At 70.8% G+C, this 16,309-nt stretch carries 17 protein-coding genes; 10 read left to right on the forward strand and 7 right to left on the reverse strand.

The window, feature by feature from the left end; translation table 11 throughout:
• The first annotated feature begins 5 nt into the window (after positions 1-5).
• On the forward strand, positions 6-458 hold the full coding sequence (gene rplI, locus DEI83_RS11605) for a 50S ribosomal protein L9 (RefSeq protein ID WP_111075301.1): 453 nt from the start codon (positions 6-8) through the stop codon (positions 456-458).
• A gap of 883 nt (positions 459-1,341) precedes the next feature.
• Entirely contained in the window at positions 1,342-2,706 is a 1,365-nt protein-coding gene (gene dnaB, locus DEI83_RS11615; RefSeq protein WP_111082112.1) for a replicative DNA helicase, read from the forward strand.
• A gap of 816 nt (positions 2,707-3,522) precedes the next feature.
• Here dnaB and DEI83_RS11620 read toward each other — a convergent pair.
• Complete coding sequence (locus DEI83_RS11620; protein ID WP_111082113.1) at positions 3,523-3,975, reverse strand: VOC family protein; 453 nt, start codon at positions 3,973-3,975, stop codon at positions 3,523-3,525.
• Between the two features lie 101 nt (positions 3,976-4,076).
• On the opposite strand from DEI83_RS11620, the gene DEI83_RS11625 reads away from it, so the two are divergent.
• The gene (locus tag DEI83_RS11625; RefSeq protein ID WP_111082114.1) at positions 4,077-5,075 is read left to right on the forward strand and encodes a YafY family protein; all 999 of its coding nucleotides are present in this window, start codon (positions 4,077-4,079) and stop codon (positions 5,073-5,075) included.
• Positions 5,076-5,172: 97 nt separating this feature from the next.
• On the opposite strand, the gene DEI83_RS11630 is transcribed toward DEI83_RS11625, so the two are convergent.
• Together DEI83_RS11630 and DEI83_RS11635 are read right to left on the reverse strand one after the other, a co-directional pair.
• Entirely contained in the window at positions 5,173-5,781 is a 609-nt protein-coding gene (locus DEI83_RS11630) for a hypothetical protein (RefSeq protein ID WP_375334667.1), read from the reverse strand.
• Complete coding sequence (locus DEI83_RS11635; protein ID WP_258371178.1) at positions 5,778-6,323, reverse strand: TetR/AcrR family transcriptional regulator; 546 nt, start codon at positions 6,321-6,323, stop codon at positions 5,778-5,780. Before DEI83_RS11635 ends, DEI83_RS11630 begins: the two co-directional genes overlap by 4 nt.
• Before the next feature lie 121 nt (positions 6,324-6,444).
• Between DEI83_RS11635 and DEI83_RS11640 the strand changes: the two genes are divergently transcribed.
• A complete protein-coding gene (locus DEI83_RS11640; RefSeq protein WP_111082117.1) occupies positions 6,445-7,479 on the forward strand; it encodes an aldo/keto reductase in 1,035 nt (344 codons plus the stop codon).
• A gap of 35 nt (positions 7,480-7,514) precedes the next feature.
• Here DEI83_RS11640 and DEI83_RS11645 read toward each other — a convergent pair whose 3' ends face one another.
• The gene (locus DEI83_RS11645) at positions 7,515-8,051 is read right to left on the reverse strand and encodes an ASCH domain-containing protein (RefSeq protein WP_111082173.1); all 537 of its coding nucleotides are present in this window, start codon (positions 8,049-8,051) and stop codon (positions 7,515-7,517) included.
• Between the two features lie 55 nt (positions 8,052-8,106).
• Between DEI83_RS11645 and DEI83_RS15980 the strand changes: the two genes are divergently transcribed.
• Positions 8,107-8,247, forward strand: a complete 141-nt coding sequence (locus DEI83_RS15980) for a hypothetical protein (protein ID WP_181431190.1) — start codon at positions 8,107-8,109, stop codon at positions 8,245-8,247.
• Between the two features lie 117 nt (positions 8,248-8,364).
• Positions 8,365-9,552 (forward strand): adenosylhomocysteinase, encoded by a 1,188-nt coding sequence (locus tag DEI83_RS11650; RefSeq protein ID WP_111082118.1) that lies wholly within the window; start codon positions 8,365-8,367, stop codon positions 9,550-9,552.
• 12 nt (positions 9,553-9,564) lie between these two features.
• Here the strand turns inward: DEI83_RS11650 and DEI83_RS11655 are convergent, their stop codons facing one another.
• Positions 9,565-10,275, reverse strand: a complete 711-nt coding sequence (locus DEI83_RS11655) for a TetR/AcrR family transcriptional regulator C-terminal domain-containing protein (RefSeq protein WP_258371180.1) — start codon at positions 10,273-10,275, stop codon at positions 9,565-9,567.
• Positions 10,276-10,513: 238 nt separating this feature from the next.
• Between DEI83_RS11655 and DEI83_RS11660 the strand changes: the two genes are divergently transcribed.
• From DEI83_RS11660 to DEI83_RS11670, 3 genes are all read left to right on the forward strand, one after another.
• Positions 10,514-11,335 carry a DUF2382 domain-containing protein gene (locus tag DEI83_RS11660; RefSeq protein WP_111082120.1) on the forward strand — a complete coding sequence of 274 codons (822 nt, stop codon included), beginning with the start codon at positions 10,514-10,516 and terminating at the stop codon, positions 11,333-11,335.
• An 89-nt stretch (positions 11,336-11,424) separates the two neighbouring features.
• Positions 11,425-11,823, forward strand: a complete 399-nt coding sequence (locus DEI83_RS11665) for a YsnF/AvaK domain-containing protein (protein ID WP_111082121.1) — start codon at positions 11,425-11,427, stop codon at positions 11,821-11,823.
• Between the two features lie 181 nt (positions 11,824-12,004).
• Positions 12,005-12,256: a hypothetical protein gene (locus DEI83_RS11670; protein ID WP_111082122.1), complete on the forward strand. Its 252-nt coding sequence runs from the start codon at positions 12,005-12,007 to the stop codon at positions 12,254-12,256.
• Positions 12,257-12,453: 197 nt separating this feature from the next.
• Here DEI83_RS11670 and DEI83_RS11675 read toward each other — a convergent pair whose 3' ends face one another.
• Positions 12,454-14,373 carry an IPT/TIG domain-containing protein gene (locus tag DEI83_RS11675; RefSeq protein WP_258371184.1) on the reverse strand — a complete coding sequence of 640 codons (1,920 nt, stop codon included), beginning with the start codon at positions 14,371-14,373 and terminating at the stop codon, positions 12,454-12,456.
• 220 nt (positions 14,374-14,593) lie between these two features.
• Complete coding sequence (locus DEI83_RS11680) at positions 14,594-15,664, reverse strand: zinc-binding alcohol dehydrogenase family protein (RefSeq protein ID WP_111082124.1); 1,071 nt, start codon at positions 15,662-15,664, stop codon at positions 14,594-14,596.
• A 94-nt stretch (positions 15,665-15,758) separates the two neighbouring features.
• Here DEI83_RS11680 and DEI83_RS11685 point away from each other — a divergent pair, with 94 nt between their 5' ends.
• Positions 15,759-16,304, forward strand: a complete 546-nt coding sequence (locus DEI83_RS11685) for a TetR/AcrR family transcriptional regulator (protein WP_181431192.1) — start codon at positions 15,759-15,761, stop codon at positions 16,302-16,304.
• The last annotated feature ends 5 nt before the right edge of the window (positions 16,305-16,309 follow it).

The raw sequence follows: 16,309 nt of genomic DNA on the forward strand, positions 1-16,309 counted from the left end.
GACACATGTCGAAGCTCATCCTCACCCACGAGGTCTCCGGCCTCGGTTCCGCCGGTGACGTCGTCGACGTCAAGAACGGCTACGCCCGCAACTACCTGATCCCGCAGGGCTTCGCCGTGTCGTGGTCGAAGGGCGGCGAGAAGCAGATCGAGTCGATCCGTGCTGCTCGTGCCGCGCGCGAGCTCGCCACCATCGAAGAGGCCCAGGACCTCAAGATGAAGCTCGAGAACGCCACCATCCAGCTGTCGGTCAAGGCCGGCAAGGACGGTCGTCTGTTCGGCTCCGTCCGCCCGGGCGACGTCGCTGACGCCGTCCAGGCGCAGGGCGTCGGCTCGCTCGACAAGCGCAAGGTCGAGGTCCCCGCGACCATCAAGACCGTCGGTGACCACGAGGCCACCGTGCGTCTGCGCGAGGACATCGTCGCGACCATCTCGCTGAAGGTCGTCGCCGCCAAGTAGGCAGCACCAGCACCGCCGGAGGGCGGGTCTCCCATGACGGGAGGCCCGCCCTCCGTCGTTCCCGGACTGCGCGTCGGGCGGGTGCTGTGTCCTCTCCGGGCACGGGAGGCCCGCCCTCCGTCGTTCCCGGACTGCGCGTCGGGCGGGTGTTGTGGGGCGGGGGGAGACGGCCGCCGTGCAGGCGCTCGCACGTCGGGTCCGGGCCGACGAGGAGGCACTCGCGCTCCCCCGGACCCTCGCAGGCTGGGCGATCGACGATGGTCGCCACGATGGCCCGCTCGCTCCTGGCAGGCGGGACGCCGATCGTGGGCGGGGGATGGTGTTCGTGCATCTGGGGACCGGGACCGGAACCGAGCGACGCGCCGGTGGAAGCGGTCTCTGACGACGGCGACGGCGTGTCGGCGGGTGCCGAGGGCGTCCTGGAGGCCCGAGTCGGATGAGCAGGTTCGGCACCCGAAACACGACTGGCCGGTTACGCCCTGCCCCGATCTGCCTGCCTGGGAGCCAGCCGAGTAACTCGGGACGCCGAGGGCGTTTGTCAAGTCGGTTGTGCACAGTGGCAGCCTTCGAGGGGAACCTTCGACTCCCACTTGAAGCCGAGTTCTCCACACACGGTGTGGAACGCAAAACCCCCGGTCAACTGTCGAAAGTGTGTTCTCCAACCGACTTATCCCCAGCGGAGTGCACAGCCCTCCACACAGGAGTCCGGCGTGTTCCGCAACCTCTCCACAGAGTTGTCCACAGGGCCTGTTGCTGGGGATAACTGTGTACCCGTAGCTTGGCCCAGCGACTCGGTGATGTCGGTCGCCCGGGGTAGAACTGCTCGGTGAGGAACGGTGAACGGGCCGTCCACCAGCACCGTCACGAACACTGAGGAGCACGTGTGTCGATCGCGCATCTGGAGCCGGCCCCGCAGGAGTACGCCGAGCGGAACACCGACCGGACTCCCCCGCACGACATGCTCGCGGAGCAGTCGACCATCGGCGGCATGATGCTCTCGAAGGACGCCGTGGCCGACGTGATCGAGACCGCTCGTGGTGTCGACTTCTACATCCCGAAGCACGAAGTGATCTTCGACGCGATCCTGTCGCTGTACTCGCACGGCGAGCCGACCGACGTCATCGCGGTCACCGACGAGCTGACGAAGACGGGCCTGTTGTCCCGCGGTGGTGGCGCCGAGTACCTGCACAGCCTGACGAGCATGGTGCCGACCGCGGCGAACGCCGGGTACTACGCGGCCATCGTGGCCGAGAAGGCCGTTCTCCGCCGTCTGGTCGAGGCTGGTACCCGCATCGTGCAGATGGGCTACGCCAGCGAGGGCGAGGTCACCGACCTCGTCAACAGCGCGCAGGCCGAGGTCTACAACGTCGCCGGCGGCGTGCAGACCGAGGACTACGTCCCCCTGACCGAGGCCATCGGCACCGCGATCGACGAGATCGAGGCCGCGAAGGGCCGTGACGGGCAGATGACCGGCGTCCCCACAGGGTTCGCGCAGCTCGACGGCCTGACCAACGGCTTCCACCCCGGGCAGCTCATCATCGTCGCCGCCCGACCCGCACTCGGCAAGTCGACGCTCGCCCTCGACCTGTGCCGTGCCGCCGCACTGAAGCACAACCAGACGGCCGCGTTCTTCTCGCTCGAGATGGGTCGCGCCGAGATCGCCATGCGTCTGCTCTCCGCCGAGTCGAGCGTGCCGCTCCAGAACATGCGCAAGGGAACCGTCGACACCCGCGATTGGACCACCATCGCGCAGACCCGCGGGCGCATCAACGACGCCCCGTTCTTCATTGACGACTCCCCCAACATGACCCTCGTCGAGATCCGTGCCAAGTGCCGGCGCCTCAAGCAGCAGCACAACCTGAAGCTCGTCGTCATCGACTACCTGCAGCTGATGACCTCGGGCAAGCGCGTCGAGAGCCGCCAGCAAGAGGTCTCGGAGTTCTCCCGCGCGCTCAAGCTCATGGCGAAGGAGCTGCAGGTGCCCGTCATCGCGCTGTCGCAGCTGAACCGTGGGCCCGAGCAGCGTGCGGACAAGAAACCGATGATCTCCGACCTGCGTGAATCCGGGTCGATCGAGCAGGACGCCGACATGGTCATCCTGCTGCACCGTGAGTCGGCGTACGAGAAGGACAACCCGCGGCAGGGTGAAGCCGACCTCATCGTGGCGAAGCACCGCAACGGGCCGACGGACACGATCACCGTTGCGTTCCACGGGATGTTCTCGCGGTTCGTGGACATGCCGCAGTAGGGGGAGTTGTCCGACTGCCACTTAACCTGTCCTGAAATACGGAGTTGGACAGGTTGTTTGGCAGCGCGGACAGCCACGTCGACTAGTGCAGGACTCAGCCCTCGTGCGCCGGGAGGCGACCGTAGGGCGTGCGTGAACTGAGATAGCCCGCGGACCACCTATCTGAGACAGGGCTCACTCCGGAGTAGGGCCGTAGGAGTCCGAAGCCCCTGCAGGCATGTCGTGGGTCACTGGGGAACCGGCTATCGAGACGGCTTTCGCGGTTCGCGTCTGGCTGCCCGGACGGCCAACAAGATGTTCGCCCCCCAGCAGATGGCACCGGTCAGGATCGTCCCGCTTCCGATCCAGGCTGCGAGTGCATCACCGGATCGCGTACTGCTGATGATCACCGCGATCCCGGTCAGGACGAGGGTGCCGCTCACCAGATCGAGCAGGACTTGAGTCCACGATCGTCCCCTTCCTTCCAGGCCGAAGGTCTCTCTTGGAGTGCGCATGACTGGAGGGTACGCAGCGGTCGTGCTCCTAGCGTGTCCCGCTTCCGCAACAGCGTTGCGGAAGTCGATCGGTGAACGAGACGACGTTAGTGTCCCCTCCTCGCCTGCCACCGGTTGATGAAGAGCACCACGAGCCCGATCACTGCGAGGCGAACGCCGCCTCACCAGGGCGGCGTTCGTCATTCCAGTGGCGCTCCGTGCGACTACCGGCCGCGCTCCTCGCGCTCCCCCTGAGCACCCGTCGCGCGCGTCGCGGTCTTGCGTCGGTCAGCGTGGGTGCGGAGTGCGGCGCGAGCCAGACGGGCTCGCGCCGCGAGGAGATCTACGCGGTGACGCTGATGCTCCAGGTGACGCCGAACTGGTCGGTGAGCATGCCGAAACCGGCGCTCCATGCCGACGCCGCCAGTGGCTCGACGATGACGGCATCGACAGCGAGGGCGTCCCAGTGTCCCTGGAGTTCCTCGAGGGTCTCCGCGCCGATCGAGACGAACAGCGCCTGGTCGGTGACGGTCGTCCCGTTCTCGCGGCGGGTGGAACCGTCGCCGGCGATCCGTCCTCCGGTCTGGCCGGGGATGTCGTAGCCCATGACGCGGAAGCCGTTGTCGGCAGCGACGAGCCCGAAGACGACCTTGTCGGACCCGGGCACCTCCGCCGGCATCCCGAAGTCCGCGTACGTGTTGATGACGGTGTGGCCGCCGAACACGGACTGGTAGAACTCCAGCGCCGCGCGAGCATCGCCACGGAAGTTGAGGTGGGTGGTCGTCTGGATGGTCATCGTTGCTCCTTCTCGAGGTCCGGGTCCTGTTGACCCGCTGCCGCAACTGTCACAGCCGTGTAGGTCTGTTCCTGTCCTAGACCGTGATTAGTGTTGCCGTCATGACGACGACCACGCGACTGCTCCGCCTGCTGTCGCTGCTCCAGACGCGTCGCGACTGGCCGGGGTCGCTCTTGGCACGTCGCCTCGAGACCAGCGACCGGACCGTTCGTCGGGACATCGATCGGCTGCGTGAGATGGGCTACAGCATCCGGGCCACGATGGGCCCGGACGGTGGCTACCGACTCGACGCGGGAAGCGAACTGCCGCCACTGCTGTTCGACGACGACCAGACGGTCGCGGTCGCCATCGCCCTGCAGACCGCGCCAGCGATCGGTGCAGGCATCGAAGAGGCAGCGATCCGTGCGCTCGGGACGATACGGCAGGTCATGCCGTCCCGACTGCGCCACCGGCTCGACGCGCTCGAGGTGACAGCGGTCGGCCGCGCCGGCGATGCCGCCCCCATGAACCTCTCGTTCGACGTGCTCGTCACCCTCGCCACCGCGATCCGCGACCGAGAGACACTGCGCTTCGACTACGTCCCTCGTGATGCGACAGCGGATGACCGGCCGCTTCTCCCGCCGCGCCGTGCTGAACCGTCACACCTGGTCACCTCGCACGGACGCTGGTACCTGCTCGGGTGGGACCTCGACCGTGAGGACTGGCGTCTCTACAGCGTCGATCGAGTTCGACCGCGGACCCCGAACGGTCCGTCGTTCGCCCCGCGCGCGGTGCCCTGTGGAGATGTGGACGAGTTCGTGTCAGGGCGGTTCAAGGGCTCTGACGTCAACGAGTGGCCCTGCCGTGGCACGGTGATCCTCGATCTCCCCGCGCACGAGGTCCTGCCGTTCGCCGGGGACGGAACCGTGACCGCGATCGACGGTCACCGATGCGCTCTCGAGGTCGGTTCGTGGTCATGGGGTGCACTCGCAGCGTCGTTCGGCAGGTTCGAGGTGCCGATGGAGGTCGTCGGCCCGCCAGAACTCGCAGCCGCGTTCGGGACGATCGCCGCGCGCTACCGAGCGACGAGCGAGAGCGCGACCACCCGTCGCCAGCCGTAGGTCACTCGCTGGTCGACGTCGATCAGGGCTCACCGGGCCTCCCGTGCGGATCGCGCCCGGGTCATGCCGACCGCCACGAGGAGCGCTGCGGCAACGGTCATGGCGAAGCCCGCGACGGTGACGCCCGTCTGGAGGCGGAGATGTCGCCGGTGAGCAGGGGTGCGAGGATCGTGCCGGTCACGGCGAGCCCGATGCCGGTTGCAACCTGGCTGGACGTGTCCACGAGCGCTGCACCGACTGTGGTGCGGTTCTCCGGAAGACCGGTCATCACGTTGGTGCCCGCGACGACACCGACGATGCGCATCCCGGCGGCGACGAGGACCAGGGCGAGCGCGACCCAGACGTACCCGAAGCGGCTCCCCGCGGCGAACACGGCAAGGCCGAGCACGACCGCCGCGGCGCTCATCCAGGCTGCGTGATGCATGCCCACCCTCCGGACGAAGGGTCCGACCAGGCGGCCGCCGAAGAGCAGCACGGCGACCTGCGGCAGGGTGCCGATCGACGCCAGGACCGGCGACCAGCCCCATGCGAACTGCAGCTGGAGGGTGACCATGTAGCCGAGTCCCGCGACCGCGAAACCAGGAGCCGCCTCGTAGACGAGCCCGCTCGAGACGAGGGGGAGTGCGACGAGAGCGGCCAGCTCGAGCGGGGGACTGCGTGGACACGCGACCTCGGCGTCCTCCGCTCCACGCCCGGTGCTGCTCAGACGGTGGCGCGGTAGCGGAGCCCGTCGACCAGGAGTCCGACGAGCTGCTGGCTCTGCTCGGGGGTCGCCGCACCGTGGGACAGGTCGGCGACGGCCCTGAGGAGCTGGGGTGCGTCGATGTCGGCGCGGACCGTTCCGGCTGCTGACGCTGCGTCGAGCAACTCCGTCAGGGTGCCGCCGAGCCGTCCGATGAAGTAGGCGGGGAGGGCCTCGAAGGCGGCGTCACCGGACTGCAGTGCGGCGGCGAGCCCCCGCTTGGTGGCGACGAACTCGGTGAACCGCTGCAACCACCGAGCGAGCGCCTCGTCCGGAGCGTGTGCGGCGCGCAGGTCGTCGGCGGCGTCAGCGCAGGCTTCGACGGCCTGCTGGAACACCGCCACGACCAGGTCGGAGCGCTGTGGGAAGTGGCGGTACAGGGTGCCGACACCGACGCCTGCGCGGTCGGCGATGGCCTTCGCGGGGGCGTCGACGCCGTCGGAGGCGAACACGGATTTGGCGGCGTCGATCAGCGCGTCCAGGTTGCGGCGGGCGTCGGCGCGCACAGGTCCTCCTCGGTCTGGGGTTGCGGAAACGGAAAGGCGTTCCGTATAGTTCCGGAAGAGCGTTCCACTTCTAGTCAGACTACGACATCTGCACCCGGGACGCCATCGACAGGAGGAACCCATGCAGTACCGCACCCTCGGCAAGACCGGTATCCAGGTCAGCCCCTTCGCGCTGGGCGCCATGATGCTCGGCACCGACGGCCGGATCGGCAACGGAGACGAACAGGACTCGATCCGGATCGTCCACCGGGCACTGGACGCCGGCATCAACCTCATCGACACCGCCGACCGCTACTCGCAGGGTGGCTCGGAGACCCTGCTCGGCAAGGCGCTCGCGGGTCGCCGTGACGACGTCGTGCTCGCCACGAAGTTCAACGGCCCGATGGGGGACGATCCGAACCGCCGGGGGAACTCCCGCCGGTGGATCATGCGTGCGGTGGAGGACTCGCTCCGCCGTCTGCAGACCGACCACATCGACCTGTACCAGGCACACCGACCGGACGGCACGGTCGACCTCGAGGAGACCCTGTCGGCGCTGACCGACCTGGTGCGCAGCGGCAAGGTGCGCGCCATCGGCACGAGCGACTTCCCGGCGTCGATGCAGGTGGAGGCGCAGTGGACCTCGGAACGCCGGAGTCTCGAGCGCTTCCGCACGGAGCAGCCGACCTACTCGATCCTGAACCGCGGCATCGAGCGCGAGGTCCTGCCCGTCGTCGAGCGCTACGGCATGGGCACCCTCGTCTGGAGCCCGCTTGCCGGCGGCATGCTGACCGGGCGGTTCCGCAAGGGCCAGCAGAGCGACCTCGCCCGCGTCGGCATGTTCCGGCACAACCAGGACGAGCGACGCATCGACGCCGTCGAGCAGGTCGTCGCGCTGTCCGAGGAGGTCGGCATCCCGATGACCCACCTCGCGATGGCGTTCGCGATCGCACACCCCGGCGTCACGAGCGCGCTGATCGGTCCGCGGTCGATGGAGCAGCTCGACGACCTGCTCGCGGGCGCCGACGTGGCGCTGTCGGACGAGGTCCTCGACCGGATCGACGCGATCGTCCCGCCGGGCACGGACGTCGGTCGTCTCGACCAGCAGTACGCCCCGCCGGCGGTCCTGCAGGCCGGACTGCGTCGACGCCCCGCACCGGAGCGCCGAGCAGCCTGAGGGTGGGCGTTGAGGAGCGGTCTACATCCGCTCCGTCAGGACACTGACGAGCTGGGCCCCTCGGCGTGATCCGGCCACAGCAGCCGGAAGCGCTCACACACCACCGGCATGTCAGACGCCCACCCCCGCGGGCTCTCCGAGTGCTCCCGCCAGTACCGCTCGTGCGCCGCACGCCAGTAGGCCAGGGTCCGGTCGCCCTCACCCTCCGCGCGGGCGTGCTCGGCGTCCACCTGGTCGAACGGCACGATCCGGACGGCGGTCGTCACGAGCACGGCTCGCGGCTCGTCAGTGCCGTCGAGGATGATGCTGTACTCGCCGACCTCCGGCAGGGGCTCACCGGTGGCCTCGTAGTCCCAGAGCGAGGATGCTGTTCCGTCCTTCACGCCGGCGAGCACGAGGTCGAGCAGGGCGTCCGCGTGTTCCGGTGTCGCACCGAACGCCCATGCGAGGGGAACGGTCTCGGGCAGATCGGGGGAGTCGCGGCGACGCGCCTCCCAGAAGGCGGCCACGGTCGGTGAGGGTGCGTTCACAGCAGTGACCCTAGTGAGCGACCAGATGCGAGCGACGGCCATGCCACCCACCGGACGTGACAGGATCGACCCGTCCCCACGAGCCTCCGGAGCCCCGATGACCACGCGCGATCGCACCACCAGCACGACGCTGCTGTGCCGCGCGACGGCCTCCGGCCCGGCCTGGACGCCGATCGTCTCCGCCGAGAAGGCCGACCTGTACGGCAGCGACGACAGCCGCCGCGAGCTCCATCCGTAGATGCGTGACGGGCGCGCCCCGCGCCTCCAGGCCGACGGCTCCCGTTCCTGCGCAGCAGGCGGGGGAGCAGCCGGCCCGACCCGCACAACCCACCGCTCGGAAACAGGAAGCACCGTCATGCCCGCACGCACCCTCACCCCCTCCGGCTCCCCGGCGATCGACTGGGCGACCCGCTCCATGCCGCTCCTCGCGGCCAGCATCGAGCAGGACGCTCCGGTGTTCGCCGGCCTGCACGTCGGCATCTGCATCCACATCGAGCCGAAGACCGCCGTCCTGTGCCGGTGGCTGCTCGATCAGGGCGCCCGCGTCACGATCACCGGCAACGTCGGCACGACCGTGCCCGAGACGGCGGAGGCCCTCCGGACCCTCGGCGTCACCGTGATCGGCGGCCGCAGTGACGACGCCGAGCAGCACGACCGGAACCTCGACGAGCTGCTCGCCGCCCTGCCGGACCTGGTGATGGACAATGGCGGTGAGCTCATCGCGAAGCTGACCAGGGGAGCACCACGGTCGAGCACGTTCCTCGGCGCGACGGAGGAGACGACCACCGGCGGCATCGCCATCCGCGCCCTGCCGCAGGCGCCGGACTTCCCGGTCGTGGTCATCAACGACAGCCGGCTGAAGCTCATCGTCGAGAACGAGCACGGCGTCGGGCAGAGCATCGTGCAGGGGTTCATGAACGCAACGAACGCGATGGTGCCCGGCGCCCGCGCCACCGTGGTCGGGTACGGCCCGTGTGGCAAGGGCGTCGCGGACACGCTCCGGAACCTCGGCGCCGTCGTGAGCGTCGTCGACACGGACCCGTTCCGCGCGCTCGAGGCGATCATGCGCGGCCACCGCGTCGGGCCGATGGCTGCGGTCCTGCCCGACACCGAGCTGCTCTTCCTGGCGACGGGCGCACGGGGCGTCGTCGGCTCCGCCGAGATCGCGCTGCTCGACGACGGCGTCGTCATCGCGGGCGTCGGTCACGAAGGGCTCGAGCTCGACCTGGAGGCCCTGCACGCCGTGACCGCGGAGACCACCTCCCTGTCGGGGCCGGGTTCCGACCCGGACGCGCGGGTCCTGCACCGCCTGGTCGACGGGCGCGAGGTCGTGACACTGCACGGGACGCGGATGATCAACCTCACGGCCGCGGGCGGCAACCCGATCCAGGCGATGGACCTCGGGCTGTCGCTGCAGGCCCGGAGCCTCGCGGCGATCGCGCGGGGCGACGTGCCGTGGACCGGGGCAGGGCCGGTCCCTGCCGACGTCGACCACTGGCTTGCGACGGCGCTCGTCGCGCTGCTCGGCAAGGGCGGTCGCTGACGGTCGCGCGCGTCACTGCGACAGTTCGCGGTCCAACCGGTCGAGGAGCGCCTCGAGCGAGACCTCGAACTCCTCGTCGCTGCGGTCCTCGCTGAGCAGGGGGCGGAGGCGTCGGACCTCCGGAGCGACGTCGAGGGACAGGTTCCCGTCGCCCTCCGGGATGTCGGCGTCGCCTTCGTCCAGGGGTTCCTCCGCGGGCCCCGCCTCGGCTCCCGCCACGACGGACTGCAACAGGAGCTGCCCGAGCAGGAAGCTGCTGAAGGCCCGGTAGGCGTTGACCGCCTGTGCGTCGCTGAACCCGTGCTCGGTCAGCGCGTGGAGGAACGTGTCGACGACCTCGATGCTGCGGAGGGGCGGACGGAGCCAGGGCGCGGCAGGATGGCGGGTCGCGACGAGGGGGAACGCCTTCGGGTGGTCCGTCGCGATCCGGCGGACCTCGTGGGCGACGGTCTGCAGGAACCCCTGCCAGTGCTCGGCCTCGGGCTGCGCGTCGTCGAGGCGTGCGGTGAGGTCACTCATCAGCGACGCGACGACGCCTTCGAGCAGGTCTTCCTTCCCGTGCACGTACCGGTAGAGGGACATCGCCTCCACGCCGAGGTCCTGTGCGAGGGACCGCATGGACAACCCCTGTGGGCCGGAGCGGTCGATCTGGGCGAGCGCGGTGTCCACGATCAACTCGCGACTGAGTCTGGGTCCGGTCGTGCTCGGTCGGTTCGCGGTCACGACTGCCTCCAGGTCCGCCGGGGTCGTCGCCGGGACGGTTCCCGGTCGTGGGTCGGCGCCCGGAAGTACGGCGTCGCCAAACCTGTGAGCCTACCGGGGCTTACGTCGTAAGTTCGGACTCGCTTACGGTGTAAGCCACCTTGAGGCAGGGCCGAGCGGACGCTCGTGTCCGGCTCCCCGGCCATCGAGGACCCACTGTTCATCGACCCCCGGGTACCCCGGGGAAAAGGAGCACGACATGATCGACAGCAGCAGCGTCAACGACCTCATCGGCGCCGACGTCTACGGCAGCGGCGAAGCCAAGATCGGCACCGTCGGCCAGGTCTACGTCGACAACGACACGCAGGCCCCGACGTGGGTGACCATCCGGACCGGTCTGTTCGGGACCTCGGAGACCTTCGCGCCGTTGACCGAGGCGAACTTCGACGCCGGCATCGTCCGCATCGCCTACGACAAGGCCTTCGTCAAGGACGCACCGCGGGTCGAGGCCGACGGCGCCCTCAGCGACGAAGAGGAGCAGGCGCTCTACTCCTACTACGGCATGACCGACGCCTCCGTGGACGAGTCGCCGCTGTACGACCAGGACGCCGACCGCGGCGTGAACACCCACGGCACCGAGGGCCACGACACGTCCGGCCCGACGACCGACGACGCGATGACCCGCTCCGAGGAGCGTCTGCACGTGGGCACCGAGCGGGTTGGAGCCGGCCGTGCCCGTCTGCGCAAGCACGTCGTCACCGAGCAGGTCACGAAGACCGTCCCGGTCAGCCACGAGGAGGTCACCCTCAGCCGTGAGCCGATCACCGACGCGAACGCCGCCGACGCCCTCGCCGGTCCGGACCTCAGTGAGGAGGAGCACGAGGTCGTCCTCACCGAGGAGCGCATCGTCACCTCGAAGGAGACCGTCCCCGTCGAGCGTGTCCGTCTGGGCACCGAGACCGTCACCGAGCAGCAGACCGTCAACGAGGACGTCTCCCACGAGGAGATCGAGCTCGACGACACCGACGTCCGCACCACCACGACCGACGGCACCGCCGCCGACCGCGACACCCGCTCCTAGGCACCGCCCGCGGCGGCCCTCGGCCCACGTCGGGTGGCCGCCGCCGCGTCCGGCTGACCCTGCGACCCGTGTCCACATCGGAGGAGACCATGACCTCGCCCCACACCCCGCGACGCCCGTCCGCCGCCGACGACGAAATCGAGGTGGTCCGGCACGAGGAGCGCCTCGCCGTCAGGACCGAGCTCCATGCGACGGAGCGGGTCCGGCTCGAGCGGGTCGTCGTGACCGAGCAGCGGACCATCAGCGTCGACGTCAGTCACGAGGAGGTCCGGCTCACACGCGAGCCGATCACCGGAGGGACCCGCCTGCCCGGCGCCGAGGTCCCCGTCCGCGAGCCGATCGTGGTGGTCCTGCACGAGGAACAGGTCACCGTGACGAAGACCGTCGTCCCGGTGGAGCGCGTCACCCTCAGCACGCACCGGGTCAGCGACGACCACGTGGTGACGGAGACGCTCGGCCACGAGGAGGTCGACGTCACGGCCGAGTAGCCAGGGCGCTTCCGGCTCAGATGTCGAGCACGCCGTCCACGGCAGCGCTCCGCGGCGGGACGTGCCGTGGCCGTGCGTCCACTGCGCCTGTGGCCGTGCGCACGTCCGACCGAGGACCGTGGGGACCAGCGCGTCCCCGACCCTCCGGGTCCCGGGCGGAACGCGACGAAGGAGTTCCACCATGGCAACCACCACGCCCAAGCACGTCACCCTCGACCCGACCGGCACCGTCCGCACCCTCGTCCTGCAGCACCCCGGCGTCGAGGACGTCGACCTGACCGTCCGCGGCATGGCCCCGGAGCGACTCCGCTACATGGGGCAGGTGTGGTCGGCGACCCACGCGCGACTGCACCGGCCGCTCGCCGCGGACGGGTACGGGTACCGCGTCGAGCACGCGCTGTCCGACCGCACGGGAGCTTCCGTCAGCGGCTGACGACGCCGCCGTCGGTCCCGGCAGCGCTCCGCGGGTGGTCCCCGTCCACCCGACGGGAGGCCCGTCACCCGCCCGGCACCGCGCCTCCCGTCCGGCGCGCTGCCGGAGCAGGACCGACCGCACGAACGCCACGAGGGCCGGCCCGCATCCGCTGGGATGCGAGCCGGCCCTCGTGTCGGTCGGCCGGGTGTGCCCGGTCAGACCGACCGGCGTCGGCGGGACCCGAACACCGCCGTCGCCGCGCCCAGCAGGAGCAGCGTGAGCGCCGCCGCGATGCCCGCACGCGGGTCCGACCCGGTGAACGCGAGGCTGCCGGTCGTGCCGCTGCCGTCGCCGACGGTGCCCGTGGTGCCGTCACCAGCCGTGCCTCCGGTGGCGCCACCGGCCGCGAGGTAGGCGAACGCCGTCCCGTCGTCGCTCGTACCGCCCGCGGTGCTGACGGTGATGGCCGCTCTGCCCGCGGCACAGGCCGGGGTGGTGAAGGTCAGCTCGGTGCCGTCCTCCGAGACGGTGACGTCGGCCGGGTCGATGGTGACCCCGCAGATCGTCACGGTCGTGGCGCCGGGGACGAAGCCGTCACCGGTCAGGGTGACGGTCGTGCCGCCCGTGGTCGGTCCGGAGCCGGGGGTGGCACCGGTGACGGCGGGGACGGGCAGGTAGGCGTAGGCGTCAGCGGCGACGGCGGTGCCGTCCGGTCCGGTGACGGCCACGTCGGCGGTGCCGGTCGTGCCGGCCGGCGTCGTGACGGTGACGCTCGTGTCGGTCGGCGTGCCGACGATCGTGGCGGGGACGCCGTCGAACGTGACCTCGGTGGTGCCGGCGAGGCCGGTGCCCGAGACGACGACGGTCTGGCCACCGGCGGTCGGGCCGGCGGCGGGGCTGATGCCGGTCACGGTCGGTGTGGCGGCGGCTGCCGCGTACCGGAACTGCACCGGAGCGGTGAGCAGGGTGTCACCGGGGAAGCCGACGGTGACGTCGACCAGACCCGTGCCGGCCGGTGCCGTGACGACGATGGTGGTGCCGTCGTCGGACACGGACTGCACGTCGGCGAGGGTGTCGCCGAAGCGGACCTCGTCAGCTGCCTGGAGGCCGGTGCCGGTGATCGTCACCGTCGTCCCGCCCGCAGCCGGACCCTCGGCCGGTGCGAGCGCGGTGACCGTCGGGGCGACGTAGACGTAGGGGAGGCTGTCCGAGGTGCCGCCGCTCGTGACGACCGCGGTCGTCGTGCCGGCGGGTCCGGCGGGCGTCACCGCGGTCAGGGAGGCGCCGTCGGCCGCAACGGTGACGTCGGTGGCGGGGACGCCGGCGAACGTGACCGTCGTGTCGTCGCCGAAGCCGGAGCCCGTGATCGTGACGGTCTGGCCGCCGGTGGTGGGGCCGGTGCCGGGGGTGATGTCGGCGACCGTGACGGGCGCGGCCGCAGCGGTCGGGGTCTCGCAGTTCGCCTGCGCGAGGACGACCGTGGCGACGGCGTCGTCGGTGAGGGTGACGCCGGCGGCCGTTCCGTCGAGGGTGACGGTGGCGACGACCGCGGTGGCGGTGGCGGTCGTGCCGGTCGTGGTCGTCGTGCGGGCGAGGTCGACCGTCAGGGTGACACCGGCGAGGGCGCCCGTCAGCGCCGTCGCGTTCGAGAAGGTCGGGGTGTCGACGTCGAGGGTGACCCCCTGGCCGAACACGGTCAGGCCGGTGAGGAGCGCGTCGCTCGTCGGGATACCGCCGACCGGGCAGGTCGCGGTGGCCGTCGCGGCGTCGGCGGTCAGGACGTCGAGTCCGAACAGCTCGACCGAGGCGCCGGCGATCTCCGCGGCCGCCGTCGAGCGTGTGGCGTCGCTGCTGGCCGAGGTCGTGACGACCCCCGCGCCGATGTCGGCGACCGCTGCCGTGACGAGCGCTGCGGCGTCGCCGTCGAACTCGTCGGTACCGGTGCCGGCGACCGAGACGGCACCGGCGGACGCGTCGGCGGTGAGCCCGACGATGCCCGCGAGATCCGGTACGGCGACGTCGGCACTGATCCCGACGGCTGCAGCGTCCCCGGGTGCTGCCGCGGCGGGGCTCGCGACGACGAGCGCACCTCCGAGGGCGGTCCCGGCGGCGATGGACATCGCGGCGAATCGCATTCCCACGCGTCGTTGCATGGTGGTCCTTCCGGTTGAGTGACTCTCAGGACGGACGCTGAGCCGGGGATCAGCAGGGGGTTCCACCCACGTTCGGGGGATGGACGTCACCCCGAGAACCTGCACATCCGCTCAGATCCAGCGTTGGCGCGCTCCCTCCGCCCGGCTCCGGCGCGGACCGCGGCACGGGATCCGCGTTCCGTGGCCAGCGCCGCGGGGACACTCAGTCGTCCATCGCCACCACGACCTTGCGGGCGGAGACGCCGTTCCGCAGCGTCTGCAGGGCGCCGGGGAGGGCCTCCAGTCCGTGTCCGACGACCATCGCCTCCGGGGCTGCGCGGAAGCGCCCGTCGGCCAGCGCTCCGGGCAGGAAGTCACGGAAGACGGCCGGACCGACGGGGGAGATCACCGGGGTACCGCCCCAGATGGCGGAGACGCGGATGCCCCGGAAGCGGGCGATCCGCGACCGCACAGCGGTCACCGGATCGGGGTAGGCGGACGCGATCCGCTTCGCCCCGGACGCGCGACGGGTGATCCGCAGGGCGTGCCCCAGCGACCCGCTGCCGATGGCGATCGTGCCCGCGAGCCGACGGCCCCGCAGTGCCGCGACCACCTCGTCGTCCACGTCGTCGTCCCGGTAGTCGAGGACGGTCTCGGCACCGAGGGAGCGGACGAGGTCGTGGTTCGCGCGGCCGGCCGTCGCCACCACCGTGTGACCGCTCGCGCGGGCGAGCTGGACGGCGTTGCTCCCGACACTCGTCGACGCGCCCCAGACGAGGACCACCTGGTCGCTCCGGTCCACGCCGTCGCCCGGCAGGGGGAGGGCCAACTGGTCGGCTTCGTACAGACCCGCGGCCGCGGTCGCCAGCGCGAGCGGCAGGACCGCGGCCTGCTCGAAGGACAGGTCGTCCGGGAGGCGCGTGGTGACGCGCTCGAGGACGGTCACGATCCGCTGGAACCCGCCCTCGGCCGCGCTGTTCCGCGGTTTCTCCTGGCCGGCGGCGAACGCGGTCACCCGGTCGCCGACCGCGAGGGCCGTGACGTCCGGCCCGACCGCGAGGACCTCGCCGGCGACGTCGCTGCCGAGGACCGTCGGGAAGCGCACCCAGGGGGTCACGAGGCGCCGGAGCGGGCCGGTGATCGCGTCGACCGGGTTGACGGCCACGGCACAGACGCGGACGGTGACCTGACCTGCGGCGGGGCTCGGCACCGGGGTGGGTCGGACCTCGAAGGGGCCGCGGGGGCTGAGCAGGAAGAGTGCGGCGTTCGTGGTGCTGGGGTCGTCGGCGGTCATGTGAGCTCCTCGCTCTCCGGTGTCCATCAACGTGATGACACGTGATGCCATCGTACGCCGGATGACACGTCGTGTCATCGGCTACCATCGGACGATGCGATGGGCTCCGGATGCGCGAGGACGACTCGAGCGCGCCGCGTTCGAACTCTTCGCCGAGCAGGGGTTCGCCGCCACGACGGTGCCGCAGATCACCGCTCGTGCGGGCCTGACGACCAGGACGTTCTTCCGGCACTTCGCCGACAAGCGCGAGGTGGTCTTCTCGGGTGCCGAGATCCCGGAGACCGCCGCGCGGCTCATCGCCGAGGCGCCGGCCGACCTCGAACCGATGCGGGTCGTCCGCCGCGTCCTGCACCAGGTCGCGGCCGCGCGCTTCGACGGGAACCACGAGCAGACCGCCGCATGGCGCCGGATCATCGAGGGGAACGACGAACTCCGCGACCGTGACGCCCGCAAGCGGTCCGACCTCGTCCGCGCCGCCCGGGCCGCCTTCATCGAGCGTGGACAGACCCCGCTGCAGGCGACCGTCGTCGCGGAACTCGGCGTGCTCGTGTTCCAGGTCGCCCTCGAGCAGTGGGCGGCGGGGACCGGGGAGCGGCCGATGGAGGACACCGTCGACGAGGTGTTCGCCGCGCTGCCCTGAGGCCG

The organism is Curtobacterium sp. MCBD17_021 (assembly GCF_003234525.1).
GTDB lineage: Bacteria > Actinomycetota > Actinomycetes > Actinomycetales > Microbacteriaceae > Curtobacterium.